Below are 24,949 nucleotides of genomic sequence, written 5' to 3'. Positions count from 1 at the left end.
CGCCGGGCGCCCTGGCCGCCCGCCCCCCGGGGCGGAGCGGGTTTCCCTTTACACCCGGCCCGCCCGGGGCTAGTGCTCACTGTTGCCCGCGCACCCGCACCAAGGCCACCCCCATGACCCCCGCCTCCGCCCCCCGCTTCCCCCTGCTGCCCGTGGCCGCGTTGACCGTGGCCTCGCTGCTGTGGGCCGGGGCCTTCGTGGCCATGAAATACGCGGTGATGGTCTTCGACCCCATGGTGGTGGTCTTCGGGCGCATGGCCCTGGCGGCGCTGGTGCTGCTGCCCCTGGCCGTGCGCATGCACCCGCACCAGGACCGCCGCCCCGGCGACCTGCGCCTTTTGCTGTTCATGAGCCTGGGCGAGCCGTGCCTGTACTTCGTGTTCGAGGCCAACGCCCTGCGCCTGACCACGGCCTCCCAGGCCGGGATGGTCGCCGCCACCCTGCCGCTGATGATCGCCGCCGCCGCCGTGGCCTTCCTGGGCGAGCGCGTCTCGCGGCGGACCATGGCCGGATTCGCCCTGGCCCTGGCCGGGGTGGCCTGGCTGTCGGCCTCGGGCCAGGCCAGCGAAACCGCCCCCAACCCGGTGCTGGGCAATTTCCTGGAGGTCCTGGCCATGGCCTCGGCCACCTGCTACATCGTCACCGCCAAGCACCTGTCCGCGCGCTACAGCCCCCTGTACATCACGGCGTTCATGGCCGTGGTCGGCACGCTGTTCTTCCTGCCCGCCCTGGCCCTGCCGGGCACGGAGCTGCCGCGCAGCTTCCCGCCCGCCGCCGTGGGCAGCGTGGTCTTCCTGGGCCTGGGCGTGACCCTGGGCGCCTACCTGTGCTACAACTACGGGGTCAAATACCTACCCGCCAGCCAGGCCGGGGCGTTCATGAACCTGATCCCGGTGGTGGTGGTGGCCCTGGGCTGGTGGCTGCTGGACGAGGTCTTCACGCCGCAGCAGTTCGCGGCCTCGGCCTTGGTGCTCGGGGGCGTGCTGCTGTGCCGCGAGGCCCGCGCCGCCTGACTCCGCGCCCCGCACCCCCGCGCCCACCTCTCCCCCCGCGCGGCGCCGCCGCCACAGCCAGCACGCCCCCTCCCGGGGCGAAACCGCTTTTCCTGTAGAAATCTCTCTGGTATGACTGTCCCAAACCGGGACAGGGCAGACCATGACGCAGCCATGAGCGACGGACACCAGACCGGAGGCCGCCCCGGGGCCTGGGACATGGGCGGCGCCCTGCGCGCCGCTGACGGCGGCGCGTGGGCCTACGACTTCGACCCGGGCCGCTTCCACTGCGGCCCGGGCCTGCCAGCCCTCGCAGGCTGCGGCGCCCCCGACCGGGACTGCGCCGGGCCCTTCTGCCGGGGCCTGCTGCACCCCGACGACACGGCCCGGCTGGACGCCGCCCTGGCCCGCTGCGCCGCAGGCCAGAGCCTGCGCCTGGACCTCGAACTGCGCCTGCGCGGGCCCCACGGCGGCTGGCGCCCGCTGCTGCTTCGCGGCGCCACCGGCCACAACGGTGACGCCCGGCGCCTGGCGGGCCTGGCCCTGGCCCTGCCCGAAGCCGCCCCCCAGCCCGCCGAGGGCCAGGACCTCTTCGCCAGCACCTTCGAGCACGCCCAGACCGTCATGCTGCTCATCGACCCCGACAGCGGGCGCATCGTCGAGGCCAACGCCGCGGCCCGCCGCTTCTACGGCTACTCCCAAGACGCCCTGCGGGCCATGACCGTCATGGACATCAACGCCATGACCCCCGAAGCCGCCCTCGGGGAGATGGACGCCGCCCGGCGCTCGCGGCGGACTTTCTTCCGCTTCCGCCACCGCCTGGCCTCGGGCGCGCTGCGCGACGTGGAGGTCCACTCCGGGCCGGTGCCCGTCCAGGGCCGCACCCTGCTGTGCTCCATCGTCCACGACGCCACCGACCGTCTGCGCGCCGAAGAGGCCCTGCGCCGCAGCGAGGCCTTCATGTCGGGCATCTTCCGCGCCGCCCCCGTGGGCATGGGCACGGTCCGCGACCGGATCATCGGCACGGCCAACGACGTGCTCTGCCGCATGCTCGGCTACGAGGCCGACGAACTGCGCGGAAAAAGCGCAAGCCTGCTCTACCCCAGCGCCGAGGAGTTCCTGCGCGTGGGCCAGGTGCGCCACCCCCTGGTGGAACGCTTCGGCAGCGGCACGGTGGAAACCGTGTTCCGCCGCAAGGACGGCGCCCTGCTGAGCGTCCTGCTGGGCTCGGCCTGGATGGACCCTGAGCGCCCCGGGGAGGGCATGATCTTCACCGTGCTCGACATCACCGAACGCAAACGCGCCGAGCAGGAACTCTCCCGCGTGCGCCGGGCCATGCACCAGCTGGCCGACGCCATGCCCTCGGCCCTGTTCGTGGTGGACGCCCAGGGCCGCATCGCCCTGTGCAACGGCGCGGCGCGGGCCCTGTGCGCCGGGGCGGGGCCGCAGCTCGAAGGCCTGGCCTTCGCCGAAGTCCTGCCCGGGTTCCCCGGGCTGGACGACATGCTGCACGCCCTGCGCGAAGACCGCGCGCCCTTGTCGCGCAAGGCCGTGCCGCGCGAGGAGGCCGGTGCCCTGCACTACTGGGACCTGCTCGTCTACCCCCTCGACCCCCCGGAAAACGACGGGCCGGGCATGGCTGTTGTGCGCCTGGACGAAGTCACCGAGCGCGTGCTCATGGAAGAAACCCTCATCCAGAGCGAAAAAATGATGAGCGTGGGCGGGCTGGCGGCGGGCATGGCCCACGAGATCAACAACCCCCTGGCGGGCATCCTCCAGGGCGCCCAGAACATCCGCCGCAGGCTGGACCCCGCCCTGCCCGCCAACCGCGAGGCGGCCCAGGCCCTGGGCTGCCCCATGGACGCCATGGACGCCTACCTCAGGCAGCGCGGCATCCCGCGCTTCCTCGAAGGCATCAGCGCCGCCGGGAACCGCGCGGCGGCCATCGTGGCCAACATGCTCAACTTCGCCCGCAGCGGCCAGACCAGCCACGAGCCCCTGGACATGAACCAATGCCTGCAAGGCGCCCTGCAACTGGTGGAAGGCGGCTACGACCTGGCCCGGGGCTACGATTTCCGGCGCATCACCATCACCACGGACCTCGACCCGGACCTGCCGGAAATCCACGGCTCGGCCCAGGAACTGCAACAGGTCTTCCTGAACCTGCTGACCAACGCGGCCCACGCCCTAGCCGCGCACGCGGACGGGGCCCAGACCCCGCGCATCACCCTGCGCACCCGCGCCACGGCGGACGCCGTGCTGGCCGAAGTCGAAGACAACGGCCCCGGCATCCCCGAAGACCGGCGCGGACGCATCTTCGACCCCTTCTTCACCACCAAACCCCCCGGCCAGGGCACCGGCCTGGGGCTCTCCGTGTCCTACTTCATCATCTCGCGCAACCACGGCGGCACCATCGGCGTGGACTCGCAGCCCGGCCAGGGCGCACGCTTCACCGTGCGCCTGCCCCGGGGCGGCCCGCGCCGCACCCCGCGCGCCGAGGCCAAGGCGTAGCGACGGCGCGGCCTCCGGCGGCCGGGGCGCTGCCCCGGGCCCCGCAAGGGGCCAACGGCCCCTTGACCCCGCACGCCGTCCCGGACCCGCGCGGCGAAACGCCGCGCGGGTCCGGGACGGGGACGCGGGCAAACGGACGCAGAGGCGCGCCGTCCTGGGCACGCCCCCCCAAAGAAAAAGGTCTTTTGGGAAAAGGGGATGGGGGTGCGGGGGAAGGGGGAAAACCCTTTTCTCCTCAAGAAAAGGGTTTTCCCCCTTCCCCCGCTGGCCGCGCGCCGCCCGCCGGGGCAGCCTAGTAGGCCTTGCCGGGGTTCATGATGCCGTGGGGGTCGAAGGCGGCCTTGATGCGGCGCATGAGGTCGCGTTCGAGCGGGGAGATCTGTTCGTCCAGGTAGGGCAGCTTGGTCAGGCCCACGCCGTGCTCGCCGGACATGGTGCCCCCCAGGGCCAGGACGTGGCCGAGGATGGCCCGCTTGGCGGCCCGGGCGGCGTCGGTCTGCCCGGCGGCGGCATCGTACATGACGTTGACGTGGATGTTGCCGTCGCCCAGGTGGCCGAAGGCCAGGATGGTCAGCCCGGCCTGCCCGGCAACGGCGCGGATGCGTTCCAGGGCCTGGCCCACGCGCCCGCGCGGCACGGTGATGTCGTCGCTCATCTTGTCCGGGGCGATGGTGAACGAGGCCGGGTTGATGAGCCGGCGCACCTCCCACAGGCGTTCCTCGTCGGCGCCCGTGCCGTGCTCCAGGAACATCGGGGCCGTGGCCCCGAGCACGCGGTCCAGCCGCCGCGCGTCGGCCGCCAGCGCCTCGCGCCCGCCGTCCAGGCGCAGCAGCAGCGCCGCGCGCACCCCCGGGCCCCAGGGCACCTCGCCCACGCGGGCCACGGCGTCCAGCACCTCCTCGGCCATGAACTCCATGGCCGTGGGCAGGATGCCCGCCGCCAGCACCGCCCGCGAGGCGGCCAGGGCGCCGTCCACCCCCGCGTAGCCCGCCAGCACCGAGGCCGTGGCCTCGGGCAGGGGCAGCAGCTTGAGGGTCAGCTCGGTGAACAGCCCCAGGGTGCCCTCGCTGCCCACGAAAAGCCGCGTCAGGTCCAGCCCGACCACGTTCTTGTGGTTGCGCCCGCCGCAGCGCAGCACGTCGCCCCCGGGCAGCACCGCGCGCACGCCAAGGACGTGCTCGCGCGTCACGCCGTACTTCACGGCGCGCATGCCGCCCGCGTTGGTGGCCACGTTGCCGCCGATGGTCGAGACGCGCACGCTGGCCGGGTCCGGCGCGTACATCAGCCCGCGCGCGGCCAGCTCGCGTTGCAGATCGCCGGTGACCACCCCGGGCTGGACCACGGCGCAGAAGTCGTTGCCGTCCAGGTCCAGGATGCGGTCCATGCGCAGGGTGGAGACCACCACGCCCCCGCCCCGGGGCACGCAGGCGCCGACCACGTTGGTGCCCCGGGCCCGGGGAAACAGCGGCACGCGCTCGGCGTGGGCCCAGGCCAGCAGGGCCACGGCCTGCTCCTCGCTGGCCACGCGGACCACGGCCCAGGGCGCCTCGGCCAGGCGGCTGGAATCCGTGCCGAAGATGGCCGCGGCCTCGGGTTCCAGCAGGCAGCCGTCGCCGGGGAAGGTGTCGCGCAGAAAGCGCAGCTGGTCCCTGCCAAGGCCCATGGCGCCCCCGCTAGTAGCGCGCCAGCTCGCGCGCGGTGTCGCGGGCGATGTCGCGGTCCTTGATGTCGTCGCGCCGGTCGTGGACCTTCTTGCCCCGGCCCAGGGCGATTTCCAGCTTGACCCGCCCCTGTTTGAGGTACAGGCGCACGGGCACCACCGTCAGGCCCTTCTGCTCGACCTTGGCCCGCAGCTGGGCGATCTCGTGGGCGTGCAGCAGCAGCCTGCGCTCGCGCTCGGGGTCGTGGCCGGTGTGCACGGCGTTCTCGTAGGGCGCGATGTGCACGCCCACCAGCCAGGCCTCGTTGTCGCGCAGGCGCACGTAGCCGTCCTTGAAGCTCACGTGCCCGGCGCGCAGGCTTTTGACCTCCGAGCCCATGAGGGCGATGCCCGCCTCGTAGGTTTCCAGCAGCTCGTAGAGCCGCCGGGCGTTCTTGTTGGTGGCGATGAGTTTTTCGCCGGTCCTGGGTTTCTGGGTCATGATCAGATCAGATCCTCGGATTCGATGAGCGAGGAGTAGAAGGTCAGCTCCTCGGGAAAGCGCTGGAAAATGGTGTCCATGACCAGCTTGTTGATCCGGTTCACCGTGCGGCATTCGAGCACGCGGCGCAAGAGATCCTTGCATTCGGCCATGGTGGTCTGACGGATGATGCGTTTGATGCCGGGGATGGCCTGCGGGTTCATGGACAGCGAATCGATCTGCATGCCCATGAGGATCGGCACACAGAACGGGTCCGCCGCGACCTCGCCGCACAGGCTGACCTCGATGCCGCTCTGGTGCGCCGCGTCCACCACGTGCTTGATGGAGCGCAGGATGGCCGGGTGCAGCGGCTGGTAGAGGTACGACACGTTCTTGTTGGTGCGGTCGATGCCCAGGGAATACTGGATCAGGTCGTTGGTGCCGATGGAAAAGAAATCGGCCTCCTTGGCCAGCAGCTCGGCGGTCATCACCGCCGAGGGCAGCTCGACCATGATGCCCACGGGGATCTCCTCGTTGAAGGGCACGCCCTCGCTGCGCAGCTCGTGCTTGGCGATGTTGAGCACCTTGTTGGCCTCGCGCAGCTCGCGCAGGCCGGAGATCATGGGATACATCATGGCGACGTTGCCGGCCACGCTGGCGCGCAGGATGGCCCGGATCTGGGCCTTGAACAGCTCCTTGTGCTGGAGGCAGAAGCGGATGGAGCGCAGGCCCAGGGCCGGGTTGCGCTCGTCGATGGCCCCGAACTGCGACACGACCTTGTCCGCGCCCAGGTCCAGGGTGCGGTAGACGACCTTGGCCGGGGCCAGGATGGAGGCCAGGCTCGTGTATTCCGCCGTCAGCTCGTCCTCGTCGGGCAGGGCCATGCGGTTCATGTAGGAATACTCGGTGCGGTACAGGCCCACGCCCTCGCCGCCATGGTCCTGCACGGCGGCGACCTCCTCGAACAGCTCGATGTTGGCCATGACCTGCACGCGGTAGCCGTCGATGGTCTCGGCGGGCAGGTGGCAGTTGCGGATGATGGCCTTCTGGTACAGCTCGAACTGGTTCTGGAGCAGGGAATACTCCAGGATCTCGTCCTCGCCGGGCTCCACCAGGATGCGGCCCTTGAGGGCGTCGATGATCACGAACTGCCCGTCGCGGATCTCGTCCTCGAGCTCCTGCACGCCCACCAGCGAGGGGATTTGCAGCGAGCGGGCCAGGATGCCGGTGTGCGAGGTCTTGCCGCCCTCGGCGGTGGTGAAAGCCATGATCTTGTCCACTTCCAGGCCCACGGTGTCCGCCGGGGACAGGTCGTGGGCCATGAGGATGATGCGGCCCTCGATGTCGCGCAGCTCGCGGGCCAGGCCCATGAGCTTGGACTGCACGCGGTCGGCCACCAGGCGCACGTCCTGGATGCGCTGGCGGATGTACTCGTCCTCGATGGCCGCGAACTTGTCCTCCAGCTCCTTGACGGCCTTGAGCAGCGCCCACTCGGCGTTGATGCGCATGCGCTCGATGAACCCGCAGGCCGATTCGCACAGCTTGGGGTCGCGCATGATGGTCACATGCGAGTCGATGAGCAGGGCGTGCTCGCGCAGCTCGGCGGGCACCTGCTCGCGCGCGGCCTCCAGCTCCCGGGCCGCTTGGGCCAGGGCCTGGCGCAGGCGGTCCTGCTCGCCAGCCACCAGGTGCGAGGCGATGGACTGGCGCGGGATGCTGCCGTAGAGCCTTCTGTTCATGAAGAAGGCCTTGCCGATGGCGATGCCCGAGGAGACCGGAATGCCGGTCAGGACCTTGCGCGCCACTATTTCTCCTCGCCGAAGCGGGTGTTGAAGAGTTCCGATATGGTCCGCACGGCCAGGGACGCGTCGCGCCCCGTGGCCCGGATGGTCATGGCGCTGCCCGGGGCGGCGGCCAGGGTCAGGATGTCCAGGATGCTCTTGGCATCCACCTGCTGCCCGCCGGACACCAGGGCGATGTCGCAGGCGAAACGCTGCGCCTCGCGGGCGAGCCGGGCGGCGGGCCGGGCGTGCAGCCCCAGCTCGTTGCCCACGCACACCTCGGCGCTGGCGCTGTCGTCCGCTGCGATCTCCTCGTTGGTCACGAAAATCCTCCTTCCCATGCCGCGCCCAGGCGCGGGGTGCAGGCGTCTCAGCCCGGCCACAGCCCGCCCGCAAGGCGCGCGAGCCACGGCAGGCCGAGATAGGCAGCAACGGCCAGGGCGGCGAGAATCTCCCGCGAGAGCCCCGTGGCCGAAAGAACCATGCCCACCACGCCGAAGGCGAACCCGGCGGGCAGCCAGAGATACCAGGTGATGTTGCCCGGCCAGGCCAGGGCCCAGAAGACCACCAGCAGGACGGCGTTGAACAGCTTGATGCGCTGGCTCCAGTTGATGAGGTTCCAGCGGCCCAGGCGGTGCAGGAAGGTCAGGCCCTCCTGGAAGCCCATCCAGAAGGTCAGGGTCTTGAACACGATGAGGCCCTGGAAGAGCAGCGCCGCCAGGGCCACGGCCAGGGCGCCCTGGCCCGAGACGACCAGGCACGCCGTGCCCAGCGACCACAGCACCAGCACGCTGCCGCCGAACAGCGAATCGCCGATGGCCGACAGGGTGTAGACCGTGGTCGAGCGCACGCTGTCGAACATGTCGGGCTCCAGCAGGCCCTTGGCGATCTTGCGCTCCATGCCCAGGAAGATGCCCACCAGCAGCGGCGTCCAGAAGGGATGGGTATTGTAGTGCGTGGCGTAGCGCGCCCGTGCCAGGCGCAGCGCCTCGGGGTCCCTGTGCAGCTGGGCCAGGCCGGGGTCGATGGCGTAGGCCAGCCCGATGTTCTGCATGCCCCGGGTGTTGAAGCCCGCGCCCACCAGCCAGGTGCGCAGCAGGCAGCGCAGCAGCACCCGGGCCGTGGGAAACGCGCCGGAGGGCCGGGCCGGGCCGGGTGCGGTGATCCGCTGGGGGGGCAGTTGCACGAGCTCTCCGCGTGGTCGTTGCTGGGGGCGCCGGAACGGACCGGGGCCGGGTCAGCCGTTCAGGCCGCCCAAAAGATCGTAGGCCTGGCCCGTGGTCCAGCCCGGGGCGCGGGCCGCGGCGCGGCGGGCCACCTCGCGGGGCTTGCCTCCGGCGGCCAACTCCTCGCGCAGGATGGCGCGCAGGCCGTCCTCGTCCACGGCCCGGGTGCCCGGCGCGGGCGGCCCGACCACCACCGTGAACTCGCCCAGCAGCGGCACGTCCAGCTCCCCGAGGGCATCCAAACGGCCTATTGTAAAGGCCTCGTGAATCTTGGTCAATTCGCGGGCGATGCACACCTCGCGCGGGCCGAGCACGGCGTGGGCCGCCTCCAGGCTGTCCATGAGCCGGTTCTTGCGCTCGAAAAAAACCAGCGTGGCCCCGGTGGCGCCGTGGGTCTCCAGCAGACGGCGGCGGTCGCCGCCCGACCGGGGCAGAAAGCCCAGGAAGGTGAACGGCAGCGGGGGCAGCCCGCAGGCCATGAGCGCCGCCAGGGGCGCGCTGGGCCCCGGCACGGGCACCACGGCCAGCCCGGCCTCGCGGCAGGCGCGCACCAGGGCGAACCCGGGGTCGGACAAGAGCGGCGTGCCCGCGTCGGACACCAGCGCCGCGCTGCCGCCCTGGCCCAGCAGTTCCAGCACGCGGCCCAGGCGCTCCTTCTCGTTGTGCTCGTGGCAGCTCAAAAACCCCCGGGCCGGGATGCCCAGGGCCTTGAACAGCGTGCCGGCGCGGCGGGTGTCCTCGGCCAGCACGAGGTCGGCCCCGGCCAGCACCGCGCGCGCGCGCGCCGACAGGTCGCCCAGGTTGCCCAGCGGCGTGGCCACCACGTACAGCGCGCTGGCCAGCGCTGCGGCGGGGGTGTCCTTCACCATGGCTGCCAGCCTCCCTCCCCGGTCTGCCCGGGGTCCAGGTCGAAGGCGTTCTCCACGTGCTCCACCAGCGTGCGGCCCTGGTCCTGGACCACGGCCAGCAGGTCGAAGCGGCAGGGCCGGTCCCAGGCGTCGTGCTGGGTCAGCCACTGCGCGGCGGCGCGGGCCAGGCTGCGGCGCTTGGCCGGGGTCAGGGCGTCGTGGGGCGTGGCCCGCTGGCCCGCCGTGCGCGTCTTGACCTCAGCGAAGACCACGGTGCCGCGCCGCTGGCAGACGATGTCCAGCTCGCCGCCCCGGCCCCGCCAGTTGCGGGCCAAAACGGCGTAGCCCCGGGCTTCGAGGTGCGCGGCTGCCGCGTCCTCGCCCCGGCGGCCCAGGGTCAGATGCCCGGCAGGCACAACGAGTCCTCGCGGCTGCGCGCCCGGGGGCGCACGCCCTGGAAGGTGCGGCGGTGCATCCGGCAGGGGCCCAGGCGCGCCAGGGCCTCCAGGTGGACCCGGGTGCCGTAGCCCTTGTGGACCTCCAGGCCGTAGCCCGGATAGCGCCGGGCCAGGGCGACCATCAGCCGGTCGCGGAAGGTCTTGGCCAGCACCGAGGCGGCGGAAATCTCGGGAATCTTCGCGTCGCCGCCGATCACGGCCCGCTGGGGCAGGCCCAGGCCGGGCACGGTCTTGTCGCCGTCCACGGCCACGAACGCGGGGCGCGCGCGCAGGTGCGCCACCGCCCCGGCCATGGCCGCGAAGGTGGCGCGCAGGATGTCCAGGCGGTCGATGTCCGCAGGCCAGACCACGCCCAGGGCCCAGGCCACGGCCTGGGCCTTGATGGTCGGTTCCAGCGCCAAACGGCGCCGCTCGGACAATTGCTTGGAGTCGCCCAGCCCGGGCAGGTCGAAGCCCGGGGGCAGGATGACGGCGGCGGCCACCACGGGACCGGCCAGGCAGCCCCGGCCCGCCTCGTCCACACCGGCAAAAGGCCGGGGAAACGCTTCCCCGGCCCCTTGGTGACAGCTCAAAAGCGACATGGGTCGCCTCCCGCCGCGCTCACGGACGCGGGCGCAGGCCCGCGAAAGACCCCAGGGGAGCTAGTCCCACTGGTTCTTGGTCTTGATGCGGGCGGCCTTGCCCTTGAGGTTGCGCAGGTAGTAGATGCGGCTGCGGCGCACGCGGCCCTCGCTGATCACTTCCACGCGCTCGATGAACGGGCTGTGCATGGGGTAGATGCGCTCCACGCCCACGCCGTCGGACACCTTGCGCACGGTGAAGGTGGCGTTGGTGGTGCCGCGGTGCACGCGCATGACCACGCCCTGGAACACCTGGATGCGCTCCTTGCCGCCCTCGATGATGCGCTGGTGCACCTTCACGGTGTCGCCCGCCTTGAACTGCGGGATGTCGATGCGCAGCTGCTCCTGCTCGATCTTCTTGATGACGTTCATATCAAAACTCCTTGGCACGGAATGTGTTCTTGCGTCGGGAACCGTCTAATACGCGTCGCCCAGCACGCGGTCAATGATCATCGCCGCCGCCGCGCGCACGGGCAGGTGGTTGTACCCGCCCAGGCCATGCAGGGGCCGCAGCACACCGTCGGCCCGCTCCAAAATCTCGGGGGCCAGCCCGTGGCCGGTGCCCAGCACCAGCACCACCGGCCCCTGGCCCAGCCAGGCGCGCACCCGCCCGGGGGTCATGCCCCCGGCGCCGCGCGCGCTGGTGGCCAGCACCCGGGGCGCCTGCCCGCAGCGCCGGGCCACATCGGCCAGCACCTCGTCCAGATCCGCAGCGGCGCGCACGGTGCCCAGGGCTTCGGCCCGGTCCGCGTTGGCCTCGCGGCCCGGCCCGTCCAGCCAGTGCCCCAGCAGCGTATCCAGCAGGGCGCGCTGGTCGGCCAGCGGCGTGGCCACATAGTAGCCGCCGAGCCCGCACGTCCGGGAAACGCGGGCTATATCGTGAACATCGAGGTTTGTCAAAGACACAGCCACGGTCTGGCCGAATTTGTTCAGCACCGGGGCGTGAAGCAGCGCCACGTACAGGTTGCGCCCCAGGCGCGGGCCCGCCGCGCGCCGCGCCCGGCGCAGCACGGCCAGGTCCGCCTCGTCCAGGGCGGCCTCGGCCAGCAGGTCGGGCCGCCGGTCCAGGGTCGTCTCCAGGGCCCGCTCCCGGCGCCAGGCCGCCACGCGCCCGTGGTCGCCCCCGGCCAGCACCGCAGGCACCCGCAGCCCGCGAAACTCCTCGGGCCGCGTGTAGTGCGGGTATTCCAGCAACCCCTGGGAAAAGCTCTCCTCGTCGGCGGAGCCCTCGTGGCCCATGAACCCCGGCAGCAGCCGGGCCACGGCCTCCATGAGGCACAGCGCCCCGGCCTCGCCCCCGTTGAGCACGAAGTCGCCCACGCTGACCTCCTGCACCGGGAACAGCTCCAGGATGCGCTGGTCGATGCCCTCGTAGCGCCCGCAGATGAGGGTCAGGGCCTGCTGCGCGGCCAGCTCGCGGGCCAGGGCCTGGTCCAGCCGCCTGCCGCGCGGCGACAGGTAGATCATGCGCCCGGGCCGGGGGATGCTCTCCAGGGCCGCCACCAGGGGCGGGCAGCTCATGACCATGCCCGGGCCGCCGCCGTAGGGCCGGTCGTCCACCGTGCCGCGCTGGTCGGCGGCGAAATCGCGCGGGTTGACGCACGAAAATTCCACCAGCCCGGCCTGCTCCCCCCGGCCCATGAGCCCGCTGGCCAGGGGCGAGTCGAAGAACTCGGGGAACAGGGTCACCAGGGTGAAACGCACGCACAACTCCGCAAGGGCCCGGCAGGCCGGTGAAACATGGCAATCCACTGCGCCGCTGGCGCCGCCGCGCGGCTGCGGCGCGCTCTCGCGCGCTCGTCATCCGGCTGCATCGCGGCGCGGCTCTTCCCGGCGGCCCGGGGCACGGGCATGCCAGCGGCGGGCTAGGCCTCGCCCGCGAGGTAGAGCTCCAGCAGCCCCGGGGGCGGGGCGATGGTCACGGTCCGGGCCTCGGGGTCCACGTCCACAAGGAATTCCTCGGCCACGGGGAACAGCACCTCGCGCCCGTCGGCGGTGACGATGGTCCAGACCTCCTGCCCGCCGGGCAGCATGACATCGGCCACCGTGCCCAGGCGCGAGCCGTCCTGGAGCAGCACGGTCAGGCCCTCGATCTCGTGCAGGAAAAGCTCGCCCTGCTCCGCCTCGGGCAGGTCGGCCTTGCGCACCAGGATCTCGTGGCCGCGCAGGGCGTCGGCGGCGTCGCGGTCGGCCACGCCCGTGAGGGTCAAAAGCACGAGGTCCTTGTGCTCCCGCCAGGCAGCCACCTCCATCTGCCGGGGGCGGACCGGGGCGGGCTTGCGGGCCCGGGCCACCTGGGCCGGACGCACGGGCCCGGGCCCCAGCCCCGCCAGGGGGTCGGGCCGGGGCGTGCGCGGCCCCGGGCGCAGGAACACGCACGGCACCTCGTCGAACAAAAAAGGGGACTGCGCGTGGCACGCCACGCGCAGCTCCCCCCGAACACCATGGGGCTTGAGGACCTCGCCGACGACGACGAAATCCGCGTCCTGGTTCTGCACCGCCCCTCCGGCTCGCTGCGGTTCCATACCCCGGCCCCGGGCGCGGCCTTGCCGCCACCCCCGGAGCCACCGCCCCGCCGGGCGACGGGCGGCCTACTCGATGATTTCGAGGACGGCCCGCTTCCTGGCCTTGGTCGAGGCCGCGCCGATTATGGTGCGCATGGCCCTGGCCGTGCGCCCCTGTTTGCCGATGACCTTGCCCAGGTCTTCCTTGGCCACCTTGAGTTCGATGACCGAGGTCTGCTCGCCTTCGATCTCCGAGACGGACACGGCGTCAGGGTTGTCCACCAACGACTTGGCAATGTACGAGATCAGGTCCTTCAACATGATACCCTCCGCATCGCAACGTGAGCTGGGACGCCTCGCAGAACATTGCCGCAAATCGCCGGGGCGGCGGGACGGGGAAGGCGGGCTGCTACTGGGCGGCCTTCTCGGCCTGCTTGAGCAGCGCGCGGACCGTGTCGGAGGGCTGGGCCCCACGCTCGATCCACATCTTGACCTTCTCCTGGTCCACCTTCAGCTCGACCGGCTCGACCATCGGGTTGTAGAACCCGACGTAGTCCAGGGCCCGGCCATCACGGCGGGTGGCGCTATCCACGGCGACAATGCGGTAGAACGGACGTTTCTTGGAACCCATCCTGGTCAGACGAAGCTTCATTGCCATTTCTTCTATACTCCCACTGGTAGATTATTACAATTTCAAGAATAAAAGCAAGTAGCCGGAGCAGACCGGCTGTTTTCCTGTTTGCCGTGTATTTGCAAGCGCCCCGGGCCAGCCGCAGCCCGCATTGCGCCGTTCTAGCGTTTCTTTTTCTTCTGCTTTGCAGGTTTGACGCGTTTTTTACGGTCCTTCTTGGCCTTGGTGAAGCCGCTCTTGGATTGCCCCTCGCCCGCGCCGGGCATTCCGTCCATGCCGGGCATCCCGCCCATGGCGCCGTCCAGGCCCTCCAGGCCGGGCATCCCGCCCGCGCCGGGCAGGCGGGGCATGCCCATGCCGGGCCGGGCGGCCATGCCGGGCGGCAGCTTGGGCATCCCGGGCATCTTGCCCTTCTTGCCCTTCTTGCCGCCCATCATCTGCTGCATCATCAGGCGCATGCCCTCGAAATTCTTCACCAGCTGGTTCACGTCGTCCAGGGCGACGCCCGAACCGCGGGCAATGCGCTCCTTGCGGCTCTTGTCCATGAGCGCCGGGTTGCGCCGCTCGGCCAGGGTCATGGAGTTGATCATCGCCTCCACGCGCCCCAGCTCCTTGTCGGGCACCTTGAGCTCCCCGAGCTTGTCCTTCAGGGCGCCCATGCCCGGGATGAGCTTCAGGATGCTCTCGAAGGACCCGATCTTCTTCAGCCGCCGCATCTGGGTGCGGAAGTCCTCGAAGTCGAACTCCGCGCGCTGGAACTTCTGGCCCAGGCGCTCGGCCTCCTCCTCGCCCATGGTCTCCTGGGCCTTCTCGATGAGCGTGAGCACGTCGCCCATGCCCAGGATGCGCGAGGCCACGCGGTCGGGGTGGAAGATCTCCAGGTCCGAGACCTTCTCGCCCATGCCCACGAACTTGATGGACTTGCCCGTGACGTGCTTGATGGACAGGGCCGCGCCGCCCCGGGCGTCGCCGTCCATCTTGGTCAGCACCACGCCGGAAAGGTCCAGCCTGGCGTCGAAGCTCTCGGCCACGGTCACGGCGTCCTGGCCGGTCATGGCGTCGGCGACGAACAAGATCTCCTGCGGGCCCACGGCGGCCTTGATGGCCGCAAGCTCGCCCATGAGCGTCTCGTCCACATGCAGGCGGCCCGCCGTGTCCAGGATGGCCACGTTGCAGCCTTGCTCGCGGGCGGCGGCCACGGCGGCGCGGGCGATGTCCACCGGGTCCTGCCCGGACTGGGACGGATGCACCGGCACGTCGAGCTGGCGCGCCAGGGTCGTCAGCTGGTCGATGGCCGCCGGGCGGTACACGTCCGCAGGGACGAGGTACGGCTTCATCTTGTGCACCCGGCGCAGGTACAGGGCCAGCTTGGCCGAGGAGGTCGTCTTGCCCGAGCCCTGCAGGCCGACCATCATGATCACCGCCGGGGCGCCGCGCAGCTCCAGGCCCTTGGCCTCGCCGCCCAGAAGCGTGACCAGCTCGTCGTGGACGATCTTGACCACCTGCTGGCCGGGGGTCAGGCTGCGCAGCACCTCCTGGCCCAGGCAGCGCTCGCCCACGCGGGCCACGAAATCCTTGGCGACCTTGAAGTTGACGTCGGCCTCAAGAAGCGCAAGACGCACCTCGCGCAGGCCCTCCTGGATGTTGCTCTCATCCAGGCGGCCCTGACCCTTGAACTTCTTGAAGACGCCGCCCAGGCGGTCTTGGAGGCTTTCGAACATGCGCTATGGGCTCCTGCAAGCAAAAAGAGCTTTTCATTAAAGAACCGCCGCAGATTCGTCAAGTGCGCAAACCACGTCGCCGGGGGCGGCGGGAACGTGCCCCCCCCCGGCCACGGCGCCGCACCCCGCCCGGGCGGCCCCGGCTACGCGCCCAGGTGCGCGGCGCAGGCGGCCACGGTGTTGGTCAGCAGTTGGGCGATGGTCATGGGCCCAACGCCGCCGGGCACGGGGCTGATGGCCGCGCACTTGTCCTTCATGGCCTCGAAATCGCAGTCGCCCACCAGCCCCGCCTCGGTGCGGTGGATGCCCACGTCCACCACCACGGCGCCGTCCTTGATCCAGTCGGCCTTGACGTGCAGCGGGCGGCCCACGGCGGCGATGACGATATCGGCCTCGCGGCAGCAGGCGCGCTGGTCGTCCAGGGGCGTGCGCGAATGGACCACGGTGGTGGTGGCGTCGCCCAGGGCGCCGTATTCCAGCAGCATCAGCGCCATGGGCTTGCCCACGATGTTGGAGCGGCCCAGCACCACCGCGCGCTTGCCCGCCGTGGTCACGCCGTGGCGGCGCAGCAGCTCGATCACGCCCGCCGGGGTGCAGGGCCGGTAGCCGGGCAGCCCCAGGGCCAGGCGGCCCATGTTTTCGGGATGGAAGCCGTCCACGTCCTTGTCCGGGGCGATGCGCTCCAGGCAGGCCTGGCTGTGCAGCCCTTTGGGCAGGGGCAGTTGCAGCAGGATGCCGTCCACGGCGGGGTCGGCGTTGAGGCGGTCGATGAGGGCCTCCAGCTCGCCCTGGGCCACCGCGGCGTCCAGGCGGTGGGAGAAGGAGACGATGCCCGCCTCGGCGCAGCCTTTTTCCTTCATGCGCACGTAGACCTGGCTGGCGGGGTCGTCGCCCACGAGGATCACGGCCAGGCCCGGGGCGCGGCCGTGGTCCTGGCGCAGGGCGTCCACCCTGGCCTTGAGTTCCGTGCGGATGGTGGCCGCCGTGGCCTTGCCGTCCAGAAGAATCATGTTGCGTCTCCGGTTGGGGTTGGGGCCGGGAAAAGGGAGCGGGGCGCGGGCCTGTAAAGCTCCCGCGCCCCGCGTCGTTCCGGGGGCTTGCGCCCTAGTCCATGTCGAACCACTGCTCGCCCATGATGGGCCCGAAGTAGAGGCCGTCGTCCTCCAGGTCCTCCTCGATGCGCAGCAGCTGGTTGTACTTGGCCAGACGGTCCGAACGCGACAGCGAGCCGGTCTTGATCTGCCCGGCGTTCACGGCCACGGCCAGGTCGGCGATGAAATGGTCCTCGGTCTCGCCCGAGCGGTGGGAGATGACCGTGGTGTACGCGGCGCCCCGGGCCATTTCGATGGTGTCCAGGGTTTCGGTGACGGTGCCGATCTGGTTCAGCTTGATGAGGATGGAGTTGGCCACGCCCTCCTCGATGCCCCGGGCCAGAATCTCGGGGTTGGTGACGAAGATGTCGTCGCCCACGAGCTGGATGGTCTCGCCCAGCCGGGCCGACAGCGCCTTCCAGCCGTCCCAGTCGCCCTCGGCCAGCCCGTCCTCGATGGAGACGATGGGGAAGCGCGAGCACATGTCGGCGTAGTAGTCGATAAGCTCGGCGGCGGACAGGATGCGCTTCTCGCCCGCAAAGTTGTACATGCCGTCCTTGTGGAACTCGCTGGCCGCCGCGTCGATGGCCAGGGCGATGTCGCGCCCGGGCTCGTAGCCTGCGGCGGTGATGGCGCGGATGATGTACTCGAAGGCCTCCTGGTGGCTAGCGAGGTTGGGCGCGAAGCCGCCCTCGTCGCCCACGCTGGTGACGTGGCCGTCCTTGGCCAGGATCTTCTTGAGGCTGTGGAAGGTTTCGGCGCCCATGCGCAGGGCCTCGGCGAAGGTGTCCGCGCCCAGGGGCACGATCATGAACTCCTGGATGTCCAGGTTGTTGGGCGCGTGGGCCCCGCCGTTGATGATGTTCATGAGCGGCGCGGGCAGCACCTTGGCGTTGGGGCCGCCCAGGTAGCGGTACAGGGGCAGGCCCAGGAACTTGGCCCCGGCGCGGGCGGCGGCCATGGACACGCCGAGCATGGCGTTGGCCCCCAGGCGCGACTTGCTCTCGGTGCCGTCCAGGTCGATGAGCGCGTTGTCCAGGGCCACCTGGCGCAGCGCGTCCAGGCCGACCACGTTCTCGGCGATCTCGCCGTTGACGTTTTCCACGGCCTTCTGCACGCCCTTGCCGCCGTAGCGCGCGGGGTCGCCGTCGCGCAGCTCCAGGGCCTCGCGGGTGCCGGTGGAGGCGCCCGAGGGCACCGCCGCGACGCCCTTGGCCCCGGAGTCGGTGGTCACTTCGACCTCCAGGGTCGGGTTGCCGCGCGAATCGAGAATCTCCCTGGCCCAGACATTGACGATGGTGCTCATGGGTGCTCTCCTTGCAAGGATGGCTGCATGTGTGCGGCGCGCCGGGCGCGCCGGGGGCGGGACGCCGCAGCGTCCCTCGTATCAGAAATGTGTGCCCTGCGCCACAAGGGCGGCGCTCAGGCCTTCCATGACCAAGGCGGGCCGCACGTGGCCGATGGCCGGGCACAGGGCCGCCACCGCCGGGGCCAGCCCGCCCGTGGCCACCACCTCGGCGGGCCCGCCCATGAGCGCCGCCAGCCGCGCCGCCAGCCCCTCGGCCAGGGCCGCGAAGCCGAACAGGAAGCCCTGGTTCAGGCTGACCTGGGTGTCGAAACTCAGGCGCAGGGCGGGCTCGTCCAGGGTCAGGGCCAGGGGCGGCAAAAGCGCCGTGCCCGCCGTCAGGGCGTCCGCCGCAGTGCGCATGCCCGGGCAGGTCAGCCCGCCCAGGTACTCGTCGCCGCGCACGCAGTCCACCGTGGTGGCCGTGCCGAAATCGACGACCACCAGGCGCCCGGCCCCGGGCAGGGCCACGCGCGCGCCGAAGGCCCCGGCCAGCCGGTCCGCCCCCACGTTGGGCGGGATGGCGGCCATGTTGGCAAAGCCCAGGGGCAGGTCGCGCGGGGCGAACAGCGGGTCCCGGCCCGTCAGCTCGCGCACCAGGGCCGCCACGGCGCCGTTTGCCGCAGGCACCACCGACGACACCGCCGCCCCCGCCAGGGCGCCGGGGGCCAGCCCGGCCCCGGCGCACAGGGCCAGCACCGCCGCCTCCAGGGCCTGCGCCCCGCCATGGGTGGCCACGGCGCGCGCCGGGCCGGGTTGCCCGCCGGGCGCGGCCAGGGCGGCCTTGATATTGGTGTTGCCGACGTCGAGTATCAGGAAGGGGGTGTCGTTCATGGCCGTCCGGGCGCGGGCTTTCGCCGCTCCCAGGACTGTAGCGATTTGGCGCGGAAACTCAAGCGTCCTTTTCGTGTTCGAAACAGGTTGTCCTTTTCCCTGGCCGAGGGTATGGGATGGGAGGAGTGCGACCCATTAACAGACCAGATTCCTGGGAGAAAGGACGGACGCCATGGACCCGACGACCCTCATTCCGGCCACCGAGCCCTACCAGGTGCAGTGGTGGATCTTCCAGGCCCTCTTGAGCCTGGGCTTCCTGGTACACATCCTGCTCGTGAACGTCATGCTCGGCACGGCGGTCATGGCCCTGGCCGGCGGCCTGGGCGGGGCGGACGACCCCTCGGCCAAGGCCATCTCCACCAAGCTGCCCACGGTCATCGCCTTCACCGTGAACTTCGGGGTGGTGCCGCTGCTCTTCCTCCAGGTGCTCTACGGGCATTTCTTCTACATCAGCGACATCATCATGGGCTGGTTCTGGCTCTCGGTTCCCTTCCTGGTCATGTTCGCCTACTACATGGCCTACCTGTTCGACTTCCGCTACGAGCGCCTGGGCCAGGGGCGGACCGCCGTGCTGGCCCTGGCCGTGGTCTGCATGACGGCGGTGGCCTTCTTTTTCGTCAACAACCTGACCATGTTCCTGACCCCCGACCGCTGGCTGGCCTATTTCGAGAACGACCGGGGCACCGTGCTCAACTGGGGCGACCCGTCGCTTCTGCCGCGCGTGGCGCATTTCCTGCTGGCCTCCCTGGCCGTGGGCGGGCTGGCCGTGGCCCTGTTGTGGAGCCGGGGCGAGCGCGCCGCGCGGCCCGACGCGCCGGAGCACGTCCGGCGCGGGATGCGCTGGTTCCTGCGGGCCACCCTGGCCCAGCTCGTGGTCGGGCCCTGGTTCCTGCTGACCATCCGCCGCGACGTGATGCTTTTGTTCATGGGCCACGGCGCCGTGCACACGGCCTTCTTCATGGCCGCCATGGCTGGCGTGGCCGTGTCCCTCTACGCCGGGTTCGCCCGGCGCCCGGGCCTGGGGGCCGTGGCCGTGGTCTTTACGGCGGCCATGATGGTCGGGGTGCGCGAGATGATGCGCGTCTCCTACCTGGAAGGCTTCTACCGGGCCTGGGAGGTGCCCTCGCGCGGGGAATACTCGCCCCTGGCGCTGTTCCTCGCCGCCCTGGTCCTGGGCGCGGGCGTGGTGGCCTACGTGCTCAAGCTGGCCCGCAACGCAGGGAAGGAGGCCTAAGCCATGGATTACCCCATCTGGAACGTGCCCTTCTTCGGCGGGGGCGTGCTCATCGCCTGGATCGCGGTCATCCACGTCTACGTGGCCCATTTCGCCGTGGGCGGCGGGCTGTTCCTGCCGCTGACCGAGCTCAAGGGCCACCGCGAGAACTCCCCGGAGATCCTGGCCTACGCCAAGCGCCACACCCTGTTCTTCCTGCTGCTGACCATGGTCTTCGGCAGCCTGACCGGCGTGGCCATCTGGTTCATCATCGCCCTGACCAGCCCCACCGCCACCCTGACCCTCATCCGCGCCTTCACCTTTGCATGGTCCACGGAGTGGGTCTTCTTCCTGGGCGAGATCGTGGCCCTTCTGGTGTACTACTACACCTTCGGGAAAATGCGCCGCCGTGAGCACCTCACCGTGGGCTGGATCTATTTCGCCTTCGGCTTCCTGTCGTTGTTCATCATCAACGGCATCATCGGCGCCATGCTCCTGCCCGGGCGCTGGCTGGAGACCCAGAGCTTCTGGGACGGGTTCTTCAACCCCGCCTTCTGGCCGCAGCTGGCCTTCCGCTCCATGATGTGCTTCTCCATCGCCGGGCTGTTCGGCTTCTTCACCGCCACGCGCATGGCCGACCCCAAGGTCCGCGATTCCCTCATGCGCTACACCGCCAAGTGGACCTGCATCCCCCTGGTGCTCATGGTCCCGGCGGGCTGGTGGTGCTACCTGGCCCTGCCCGAGGGGCGCCAGGCCATGGTCGCGGGCTGGAACCCCGAGATGGTCGCCTACGTGCGCGCCCTGTTCATCAGCGGCCCGGCCATCATGGCCCTGGCCCTGGTCATGGCCGCGCCGCGCGCCGACGCCGTGCGCAAGCCCGTGGCCGTGGTGCTGCTGGCCCTGGGGCTGGTGTACATCGGCGGCTTCGAATACACCCGCGAGGCCGCGCGCAGGCCCTACGTCATCGCCGGGCACATCTACTCCAACCAGGCCCGCGTGGCCGAGGCCGCGGCCATCAATGAAACGGGTTGGCTGGCGCGCACCCTGTGGGCCAAGCACAAGGACATCACCGACGCCAACGTGCTCGAAGCCGGGCGCGAGCTGTTCATGGGCCAGTGCCAAGCCTGCCACAGCATCGGCGGCCCCGCCAACGACATCGTGCCCCTGGCCGCCAAGTACAGCGTCTTCGGCATGGATTCGCAACTCGACGGCCAGGGCCGCATCCGCGACTACATGCCGCCCTTCCTGGGCACCCGCCAGGAGCGCCTGGCCCTGGCGCAGTTCCTCGTGGTCGGCCTGCACGGGGCGGACAAGCCCGCCTACGAGGCCGCCTTCACCGCGCCCGGCGGCGAGGTGGCCATCCCGGCCTTCGACAAGGACGGCGACGAGTACGTGCTGCTGGCCTGGAACACCCTGGGCATGCACTGCCTGTCCGACTCCGAGCCCTACTGGGTGCTGCTGCCCCCGGCCAACGACCTGCGCTGCCAGCTCGTGCGGCGCGGGGCCTCGCCCGAGCTGGTCACCGAGGGCGTGACCGTGACCTACGCCGTGGAGCCCGGCTTCGAGAAGCCCTCGGCCCACGTGCGCTTCTGGGAGGTCGAGGACCGGCTCTTCGGCAAGGAACTGCCCGACGACACCGGCCTGACGGGCAAGGGCCTGTCCGGCACCATGGACCTGCGCGCCGGCGAGCGCCTGTTCGAGGCCACGGCCATCCCCGTGGTGCCCTACCCCGACGGCGGCGGCTTCAACCCCTATCCCGTCTTCACCATCGAGGCCCGCGACGCCCAAAGCGGCACGCTCTTGGCCAGCACCCGCGTGGTCGCGCCCACGTCCTCGGAAATGGGCTGCAAGAACTGCCACGGCGGCACCTGGCGCGTGGACGGCGTGGCCGGATTCACCGACGCCACCAGCACCGACGTGCTCGCCGTGCACGACCGCATCAACAACACCGACCTGCTGCGGCGCGCCCGCTCGGGCAACGCCGTGCTCTGCCAGGACTGCCACCCCGACGCCGCCCTGGACGCCCCCGGCAGGCCCGGCATGCCGACCCTGTCTGCCGCCATCCACGGCTGGCACGCCAACTACCTGACCGACCGCGGCGAGGAGGCCTGCGCGGCCTGCCACCCCAACAACCCCGCCGGGCCCACCCGCTGCCTGCGCGACCACCACGACGGCCTGGGCATGACCTGCCTGAACTGCCACGGGACCATGGAGGAGCACGCCCGCAGCCTCGTGCGCGGCCAGCAGGAGCTCGGGGTGCCCGGCATGGGCAAGCTCCTGGCCAAGCTGCCCCTGCGCAACGCGGACACGGCGGAGCAGGCCCCCCCGCGCCAGGCCTGGATCAACAGCCCCGACTGCCTGAACTGCCACCGCGACTTCGCGCCGCCCGAGGTCTTCGAGACCTTCGGGGAGTGGACCGCCGGGCCCGGGGAGCTGTTCCGCGTGCGCGGCGACCAGATGGACGCCCTGCGCTGCCCGGCCTGCCACGGCGCGCCCCACGCCACCTACCCGGCGCGCGAGGACTCGGGCTACGGCGCGCACCGCGACAGCATCCAGCCCATGCAGTACATGGGCGCCAACGCCCAGCTGGGCAAGGACGGCAACTGCGCCCTGTGCCACGTGGGCACGGGCTACACCCCCGAGGACAGCGCCCACCATCCCATGGGCCTGCGCTGACCTGCCCCCGGGCCGGGGCACCACCCCCGGCCCGGGCAGGACAGACGCCCCCCGCCTCACACGCCAAGCGGGCCGGACGGCACATCGCCGCCCGGCCCGCTTCGCGCAGAGGCCCGGAAAAACGCCACAGCCCCGGCTATTCGATGGGCTCCAGGCGGAAGCCGCCGAACTCCGTCTCGCCCAGGGCGTCGGCGTCGTCCGGACCGCCCTCGGGCCCTCCCGGGGCCGGAGATTCCGGGGCCGGGGCTCCGGGCGCCTCGTCGTCCGGGGCCAGGGCCCAGGCGGCGGCGGAATCCTCGGCCTGGGCGGCTCCGGGGGCATCGGCCTCCCCGGGCCCGGGGTCCGCATGGGCCGCGCCGTCAGCGGCCATGGCCGCGCTCGCAGCCATGGCCCCCGCAGCCAGGGCCCCGGTCCGCTCCGGCCCGGCCTGGGCCGCAGGGGCCGGGCAGCCCGCGTCCGGAGCGCAGCCGTCCCCGTCGTCCTCGCCGCCCGCCAGCAGGAAATGGTTCCGCCCCTGCTGCTTGACGCGGTACATGGCCTGGTCGGCGCGGCTGATCAGCTCACGCGGGGATTCGCCGTGGGCCGGGAACAGGCTGCCCCCGATGCTCACGCCCACCTCGCAGCGGCAGGCCTCCAGGTCCACGGGCTGGTTCAGGGCCTCGATGATCTCATGGGCGATGCGCTCCATGGTCTGCGGGCCCGAGACGTTCCACAGCAGCACCCCGAACTCGTCGCCGCCGATGCGCGAGGCCATGTCGGACACGCGCAACCGCTCGCGCAACCGCTCGCCCAGCACGCGCAGCAGCTCGTCCCCGGTCTGGTGGCCGTGGGTGTCGTTCACGGGCTTGAAGCCGTCCAGGTCCATGAACAGCACGCCCACGGTCTGCCCCGAGCGACGGGCCTGGGCCAGCATGCGCTCGAACTCGCGCTCGAAGGCCACGCGGTTGGGCAGCCCCGTGAGCGGGTCGGTCAGCGCGCGCTGGGCCAGCTCGGCCACCTCGCGCCTGCGTTCGGACACGTCGGTGGCCACGCCCTCGATGCGCGCCAGGGCGCCGTCCTCGGCGCGGATGGCGCGCAGGCTGAGGGAGAGCCAGGTCCGGCTGCCGTCGCGGCGCAGCACCTCGATCTCGTGGCCGCGCAGCACGCCCTCCTCCTGCATCCGGCCCAGCACCTCCATGCGCTTGTCCGGGCTGGCGTAGACCTGGCTGGCCAGGTCGGTCACGCCGCGCACCAGCTCGTCGGGCGAGTCGTAGCCCAGGATGCGCGCCATGGCCGCGTTGGCCCGCACGACGCGGCCCTCGGCGGTGGTGGTGAAGATGCCGTCCACGGCGTTGTCGAAAATGTTGCGGTAGGTGGCCCAGGCCTCGCGCAGGTCGCTTTCGATGCGCTTGAGGTCCGTCACGTCGGTGATGACACCCACAAGCCCCAGATGCTTGCCCGCCGAGTCGGCCACCAGCCCCTCCTGGATCACCACGTCGCGCCGCGTCCCGCCGCGGGTGCGCAGCCAGGTGTCGAAGCGGTGCACCCCGTCGCCGCCCGCCAGCAGGGCCTCGGAGCGCTCCATCCAGTCGGCGGCGACCTCGGGGGGCACCAGGTCGCCGGGGGTGCGCCCCAGCACCTCGCGCCGCCCGTGGCCCAGGAACTGCTCGAAGGCGCTGTTGACGTGGCGGAACTGGCCCCGGCCATCCTTGTAGAACAGCGGGTTGGGGATGGTGTCCATGACCGTTTGCAGGAACAGGTGGCTGTCCTGCAACTCGCGCTCGGCGCGCCTGCGGGCGGTGATGTCCAGCACGGCGCCCTCGATGGTCCCGTGCTCGGCGTCCAGGCTGGCCGACAGGGCCAGCACCTTGCGGCTGCCGTCGGGCCGGGCCACCAGAATCTCGAAGCCGTCCACATGGCCGTGGGCCTGCAGGGCCTCCAGCAGCGCCTCGCGCTGGCCGGGCTCGGTGTAGGCCCGCTCCGGGCGGCAGCCGTCCAGGAACTCGGCCACCGTGGCGTAGCCGAACATGGACGCGGCGGCCTCGTTGCCCAGCAGCACGCGGTCGCCGTCCACCGTGGTGCGAAAGATGCCCACGCTGGCGCTTTCGTAGATGCGCCGGAAGAAGTTCTCGGCGTCGGGGGTGCAGGCCGCGGGAGCCTCGGACTGGGCCGGGGCCGCGGGCGCGGGGAGTTCCGGCTCCGCCGGGGCCGGATGGCGCAGGGTTTCGGGCAGGGGCAGGTCCTGGCCGGAGTTCCGGCTCCGGGCGGCCCACACGGCCAGCCCCCCGAGCCCTGCGGCGGCCCCGGCAAGCAGCAGCACCCACACCGGCACCGCCATGGTCATGGTCACAAGCTCCACGCGTCGCCCCGTCGCCCCGCAGGCCGGGCAGCAGCCCGGC

General features: G+C 71.3%; 22 protein-coding genes. 4 read left to right on the top strand and 18 right to left on the bottom strand.

The features are described 5' to 3' along the window. Positions 1-113: 113 nt before the first annotated feature. Together G495_RS0100850 and G495_RS16875 are read left to right on the top strand one after the other, a co-directional pair. Positions 114-1,013, top strand: coding sequence for a DMT family transporter (locus tag G495_RS0100850; protein WP_051444928.1), 900 nt, complete (start codon positions 114-116; stop codon positions 1,011-1,013). Between the two features lie 153 nt (positions 1,014-1,166). Beyond that, on the top strand, positions 1,167-3,503 hold the full coding sequence (locus G495_RS16875; protein WP_156939530.1) for a PAS domain-containing sensor histidine kinase: 2,337 nt from the start codon (positions 1,167-1,169) through the stop codon (positions 3,501-3,503). A 292-nt stretch (positions 3,504-3,795) separates the two neighbouring features. On the opposite strand, the gene G495_RS0100840 is transcribed toward G495_RS16875, so the two are convergent. The 17 genes from G495_RS0100840 to G495_RS0100760 all read right to left on the bottom strand — a co-directional run bounded on the left by G495_RS0100840 (position 3,796) and on the right by G495_RS0100760 (position 18,682). Beyond that, positions 3,796-5,166 (bottom strand): FAD-binding oxidoreductase, encoded by a 1,371-nt coding sequence (locus tag G495_RS0100840; protein ID WP_028586252.1) that lies wholly within the window; start codon positions 5,164-5,166, stop codon positions 3,796-3,798. Between the two features lie 10 nt (positions 5,167-5,176). After that, positions 5,177-5,644 carry an SsrA-binding protein SmpB gene (smpB, locus tag G495_RS0100835; RefSeq protein ID WP_028586251.1) on the bottom strand — a complete coding sequence of 156 codons (468 nt, stop codon included), beginning with the start codon at positions 5,642-5,644 and terminating at the stop codon, positions 5,177-5,179. 2 nt (positions 5,645-5,646) lie between these two features. Further along, a complete protein-coding gene (gene ptsP, locus G495_RS0100830; RefSeq protein WP_028586250.1) occupies positions 5,647-7,428 on the bottom strand; it encodes a phosphoenolpyruvate--protein phosphotransferase in 1,782 nt (593 codons plus the stop codon). Next, the gene (locus G495_RS0100825) at positions 7,428-7,733 is read right to left on the bottom strand and encodes an HPr family phosphocarrier protein (protein WP_425387590.1); all 306 of its coding nucleotides are present in this window, start codon (positions 7,731-7,733) and stop codon (positions 7,428-7,430) included. Before G495_RS0100825 ends, ptsP begins: the two co-directional genes overlap by 1 nt. Before the next feature lie 41 nt (positions 7,734-7,774). Next, positions 7,775-8,590 (bottom strand): PTS system mannose/fructose/sorbose family transporter subunit IID, encoded by an 816-nt coding sequence (locus tag G495_RS0100820; protein ID WP_245588332.1) that lies wholly within the window; start codon positions 8,588-8,590, stop codon positions 7,775-7,777. Positions 8,591-8,641: 51 nt separating this feature from the next. Beyond that, positions 8,642-9,499 carry a 16S rRNA (cytidine(1402)-2'-O)-methyltransferase gene (rsmI, locus tag G495_RS0100815; protein ID WP_051444925.1) on the bottom strand — a complete coding sequence of 286 codons (858 nt, stop codon included), beginning with the start codon at positions 9,497-9,499 and terminating at the stop codon, positions 8,642-8,644. Next, positions 9,493-9,894: a YraN family protein gene (locus G495_RS0100810; RefSeq protein WP_028586246.1), complete on the bottom strand. Its 402-nt coding sequence runs from the start codon at positions 9,892-9,894 to the stop codon at positions 9,493-9,495. The genes rsmI and G495_RS0100810 overlap by 7 nt, the downstream gene beginning before the upstream one ends. Then, positions 9,876-10,517, bottom strand: a complete 642-nt coding sequence (locus tag G495_RS0100805; protein WP_035250379.1) for a ribonuclease HII — start codon at positions 10,515-10,517, stop codon at positions 9,876-9,878. Before G495_RS0100805 ends, G495_RS0100810 begins: the two co-directional genes overlap by 19 nt. A 60-nt stretch (positions 10,518-10,577) precedes the next feature. Further along, positions 10,578-10,928 carry a 50S ribosomal protein L19 gene (rplS, locus tag G495_RS0100800; RefSeq protein ID WP_028586244.1) on the bottom strand — a complete coding sequence of 117 codons (351 nt, stop codon included), beginning with the start codon at positions 10,926-10,928 and terminating at the stop codon, positions 10,578-10,580. Positions 10,929-10,973: 45 nt separating this feature from the next. Then, positions 10,974-12,260 carry a tRNA (guanosine(37)-N1)-methyltransferase TrmD gene (trmD, locus tag G495_RS0100795; RefSeq protein WP_028586243.1) on the bottom strand — a complete coding sequence of 429 codons (1,287 nt, stop codon included), beginning with the start codon at positions 12,258-12,260 and terminating at the stop codon, positions 10,974-10,976. Positions 12,261-12,421: 161 nt separating this feature from the next. Next, positions 12,422-13,054 (bottom strand): ribosome maturation factor RimM, encoded by a 633-nt coding sequence (gene rimM / locus G495_RS0100790; protein WP_028586242.1) that lies wholly within the window; start codon positions 13,052-13,054, stop codon positions 12,422-12,424. A 93-nt stretch (positions 13,055-13,147) separates the two neighbouring features. Beyond that, positions 13,148-13,381, bottom strand: coding sequence for a KH domain-containing protein (locus tag G495_RS0100785; RefSeq protein WP_028586241.1), 234 nt, complete (start codon positions 13,379-13,381; stop codon positions 13,148-13,150). 88 nt (positions 13,382-13,469) lie between these two features. Continuing rightward, entirely contained in the window at positions 13,470-13,718 is a 249-nt protein-coding gene (gene rpsP / locus G495_RS0100780) for a 30S ribosomal protein S16 (RefSeq protein WP_028586240.1), read from the bottom strand. A gap of 134 nt (positions 13,719-13,852) precedes the next feature. Beyond that, positions 13,853-15,412: a signal recognition particle protein gene (gene ffh, locus G495_RS0100775; RefSeq protein ID WP_028586239.1), complete on the bottom strand. Its 1,560-nt coding sequence runs from the start codon at positions 15,410-15,412 to the stop codon at positions 13,853-13,855. A gap of 143 nt (positions 15,413-15,555) precedes the next feature. Further along, entirely contained in the window at positions 15,556-16,422 is an 867-nt protein-coding gene (folD, locus tag G495_RS0100770; RefSeq protein WP_028586238.1) for a bifunctional methylenetetrahydrofolate dehydrogenase/methenyltetrahydrofolate cyclohydrolase FolD, read from the bottom strand. A 94-nt stretch (positions 16,423-16,516) separates the two neighbouring features. Beyond that, the gene (gene eno / locus G495_RS0100765; RefSeq protein WP_028586237.1) at positions 16,517-17,809 is read right to left on the bottom strand and encodes a phosphopyruvate hydratase; all 1,293 of its coding nucleotides are present in this window, start codon (positions 17,807-17,809) and stop codon (positions 16,517-16,519) included. An 81-nt stretch (positions 17,810-17,890) separates the two neighbouring features. After that, positions 17,891-18,682 (bottom strand): type III pantothenate kinase, encoded by a 792-nt coding sequence (locus tag G495_RS0100760; RefSeq protein WP_028586236.1) that lies wholly within the window; start codon positions 18,680-18,682, stop codon positions 17,891-17,893. A 172-nt stretch (positions 18,683-18,854) separates the two neighbouring features. On the opposite strand from G495_RS0100760, the gene G495_RS0100755 reads away from it, so the two are divergent. After that, positions 18,855-19,916: a hypothetical protein gene (locus G495_RS0100755; RefSeq protein WP_028586235.1), complete on the top strand. Its 1,062-nt coding sequence runs from the start codon at positions 18,855-18,857 to the stop codon at positions 19,914-19,916. A gap of 3 nt (positions 19,917-19,919) precedes the next feature. Beyond that, complete coding sequence (locus tag G495_RS0100750; protein ID WP_028586234.1) at positions 19,920-22,571, top strand: cytochrome c; 2,652 nt, start codon at positions 19,920-19,922, stop codon at positions 22,569-22,571. A gap of 136 nt (positions 22,572-22,707) precedes the next feature. Here the strand turns inward: G495_RS0100750 and G495_RS20035 are convergent, their stop codons facing one another. After that, entirely contained in the window at positions 22,708-24,909 is a 2,202-nt protein-coding gene (locus G495_RS20035) for a sensor domain-containing protein (RefSeq protein WP_051444923.1), read from the bottom strand. Positions 24,910-24,949 lie beyond the last annotated feature (40 nt).

Origin of the sequence: Desulfocurvus vexinensis DSM 17965 (genome assembly GCF_000519125.1) — a bacterium.
In the GTDB taxonomy this organism is placed as follows: domain Bacteria; phylum Desulfobacterota; class Desulfovibrionia; order Desulfovibrionales; family Desulfovibrionaceae; genus Desulfocurvus; species Desulfocurvus vexinensis.
Note: the sequence above shows the minus strand (reverse complement) of the source record. Positions and strands in the feature narration are given on the sequence as shown.